We start from the raw sequence: 2702 nt of genomic DNA on the forward strand, positions 1-2702 counted from the left end.
CAGGGATCCCCGGCTCAGTCTGCTGCCGAGAGAGTGTTCACCCAGCCAGCTCGTTCATGCGTTGTGCCAAGGTGAAATCCAGTTCCGTAATGCCTCCGGCATCGTGGGTGGTGAGATCCACCCGCACGCGGTTGTAGACATTGGTCCACTCGGGGTGATGCCCCATGCTCTCGGCCACCAAAGCCACACTGCTCATCCAGCCGAAAGCTTCCACAAAGGAGCGAAATTGAAACTGGCGATGCAGTTTCCCCTCCTGCAAAGACCAGCCGGGCAGCTTCTCTAGCTTGGCCTGGATCTCGGCTTCACTGAGTTTGACAGGTCTGGACATGGGCCTTCCCTCCAGTCGATGCCATCGTTTCCATCACGTTTTCATCAAAAGAGCGGCTGCGGGCAGATCCCAGCTTCTTTACAAAACTTCGTAGTCTTCCAGTTCCTGGGAGGCGGCAGCAGGGCCGAGGGGTTTGTATAGCCAGTAGCCTTGCACAGCAAAGTGGGCCTGCCTATAGAAGTTAAGGGCAGCTTGATTGTGGCGGTAAACCTGCAAGGTGATGGCCGACAACTGCTGCTGGGATCCCCAGCGTTCCACCTGTTGCAGCAAAGCTCTGCCCAGCCCCCGCCGACGATGGGCGGGATCCACCCAGAGCAAAAAAACGTAGGCCACCCGACGATGAGTGGCTTGGTCGGTAGAAATGCCGGCCCACACGCCGCCCACCGGCTCCCCTGTTGCTTCGTTGAGGATCCACCAGCAGGGAGTACGGGGGGGGTCAAAGAGGCGATCCAGGGTCGCTTCCAGGTGATCCCACTGGCTTTGCTCGGGGAAAGACTCCTGCAAGGTGGCCTGCAATCCCCGCCGCACCCAGGGCCGATCCCAAGCAGAGCCAATGCGCCAACGGTAACCAGCAGGCAGAGGGATCTCCAGTTCAGCCATCCTCAAACATTCGCGGAAGAAAGATCGGCAAGACCCATCGATGTTACTTCCTCTACCGGGGCCGGCTGGGCCATATCTTCCGGCAGAAACGAGCGGATGCTCACCACCACCAGAGTAAACAGGAACACCAGCAGGATGAGAGCGGGAAAGATATACTGCCGTAGAATGTTCATATTTCTACATAACCTTGGCCTTTACAGTATAGTCCAGAGCAGGATCTCTGGTCGGCCTTGTGGCAACCTTCCCCAGCCCCTATCGACTAACCGGGCGGGATCCCGCGCGTCAACAAGGTGAGAGACTGTAGCCTATGATTCCAAAGTAAGCTCCGTCGTGCATTAAGGTTAAGCGCAGGTAGGTAGGTACTTGCCCTGACCCGTGAGCGGAGAGCCGATGAGCCCCCCAAGCCGCCCCTTAAAGACTTTGGGGATCCCTCCCAATGCCTGGGCTGTGAACGCCGCAATGGCCGACATCACCCGCCCGCCTTTAGAGCCTCGGCCCATCCTGCTGCCTACCTCCAGCAAAACCCTGCGCCTGGATCTGGCCAAAGCGGCGCTGCTGGTCATTGACATGCAAAACGACTTTTGCCACCCCGACGGGTGGCTGGCCAGCATTGGCGTCGATGTTACACCGGCGCGAGCTCCCATTGGCCCCCTGAAAACTCTATTGCCCCGCCTGCGGCAGGCCCAGGTGCCGATCGTGTGGGTCAACTGGGGCAATCGGCCCGACCTGCTCAACATCAGCGCCGGCCTGCGACACGTCTACAATCCCACCGGAGAGGGGGTAGGGCTGGGGGATCCCTTGCCCAAAAATAGGTCTTTGGTTCTCACCCGCGGCAGTTGGGGCGCGGCTGTGGTGGAGGAATTGGAAGTCAAACCCGAGGATATTTGGGTGGATAAGTTCCGCATGAGTGGCTTTTGGGACACCCCTCTCGACAGCATTCTCAAAAATCTCGGACGTACCACCCTCTTTTTTGCCGGCGTGAACATCGATCAGTGTGTTATGACCACGCTGCAAGACGCCAATTTCCTCGGCTACGACTGTATTTTGCTGGAAGACTGCGCCGCCACCACCTCTCCTGAGTACTGTCTGCTGGCCACCCTTTACAACGTCAAGCAGTGCTTTGGCTTTGTTGCTTCCTCTGCTGATTTGCTGGCAGCTCTCCCCTCTTAGCGCTTGCCACTTTCCACCCACCCTCTCTTGAGGGGAGGATCCCGATGCAAACGCTCTCCCGCTGTGTGATCCCAATCGTCAAAACTCCTGCCGATTATCAGGCCTATCGCATCAGCCCCCACGACACCAATCGTCTGGCCATTGTGTTCGATCCTTCTCATGCTCAAGTCTCGCTAACGTTCTGTGTCGAGATTTTCGATGAGGGAGGCAGAACGCCCCCCAATCGCCATCAAATGGCTGTGGAAATGTTTTTCGTGCTCAAGGGGGAAGGTTTAGCTATTTGCGATGGGAAAGCGGCCCCCATCAAAACCGGAGACAGCATCCTGGTGCCGCCGACCGGTGTCCACGAAATCCACAACACCGGCCCTGGCCGTCTCTACGCCCTCTGTATGATGGTGCCCAACGAAGATTTTGCCGAGCTGATCCGATCTGGGATCCCTGCTGACTTGGACGAAGAGGATCTGGCAGTTTTATCTGGGGGCTGGAGAAGGGCTTGAGCCTCAAGTACTCCTGGAGACTTGGGCCTATTCCAACAGCGGTTCTTACCCCTTCTGTCTATCCGCTTGGAGCCAAGCTTCCCTCCCAAGGCAAGGGATTTTGGGCT

At 57.7% G+C, this 2702-nt stretch carries 5 protein-coding genes; 2 read left to right on the top strand and 3 right to left on the bottom strand.

Annotated elements, in window-relative coordinates:
* Positions 1 to 37 precede the first annotated feature (37 nt).
* The 3 genes from NW844_RS02020 to NW844_RS02030 form a co-directional block, all read right to left on the bottom strand.
* Positions 38 to 328, bottom strand: coding sequence for a 4a-hydroxytetrahydrobiopterin dehydratase (locus NW844_RS02020; protein WP_414333027.1), 291 nt, complete (start codon positions 326 to 328; stop codon positions 38 to 40).
* A gap of 78 nt (positions 329 to 406) precedes the next feature.
* The gene (locus tag NW844_RS02025) at positions 407 to 928 is read right to left on the bottom strand and encodes a GNAT family N-acetyltransferase (protein WP_414333028.1); all 522 of its coding nucleotides are present in this window, start codon (positions 926 to 928) and stop codon (positions 407 to 409) included.
* 2 nt (positions 929 to 930) lie between these two features.
* On the bottom strand, positions 931 to 1101 hold the full coding sequence (locus NW844_RS02030) for a hypothetical protein (protein WP_414333030.1): 171 nt from the start codon (positions 1099 to 1101) through the stop codon (positions 931 to 933).
* Positions 1102 to 1318: 217 nt separating this feature from the next.
* Between NW844_RS02030 and NW844_RS02035 the strand changes: the two genes are divergently transcribed.
* Positions 1319 to 2098 carry a cysteine hydrolase family protein gene (locus NW844_RS02035; protein WP_414333032.1) on the top strand — a complete coding sequence of 260 codons (780 nt, stop codon included), beginning with the start codon at positions 1319 to 1321 and terminating at the stop codon, positions 2096 to 2098.
* Positions 2099 to 2142: 44 nt separating this feature from the next.
* Complete coding sequence (locus NW844_RS02040; protein ID WP_414333033.1) at positions 2143 to 2595, top strand: cupin domain-containing protein; 453 nt, start codon at positions 2143 to 2145, stop codon at positions 2593 to 2595.
* The last annotated feature ends 107 nt before the right edge of the window (positions 2596 to 2702 follow it).

This window comes from Synechococcus sp. H55.2 (assembly GCF_047462495.1).
Taxonomy (GTDB): Bacteria; Cyanobacteriota; Cyanobacteriia; order Thermostichales; family Thermostichaceae; genus Thermostichus.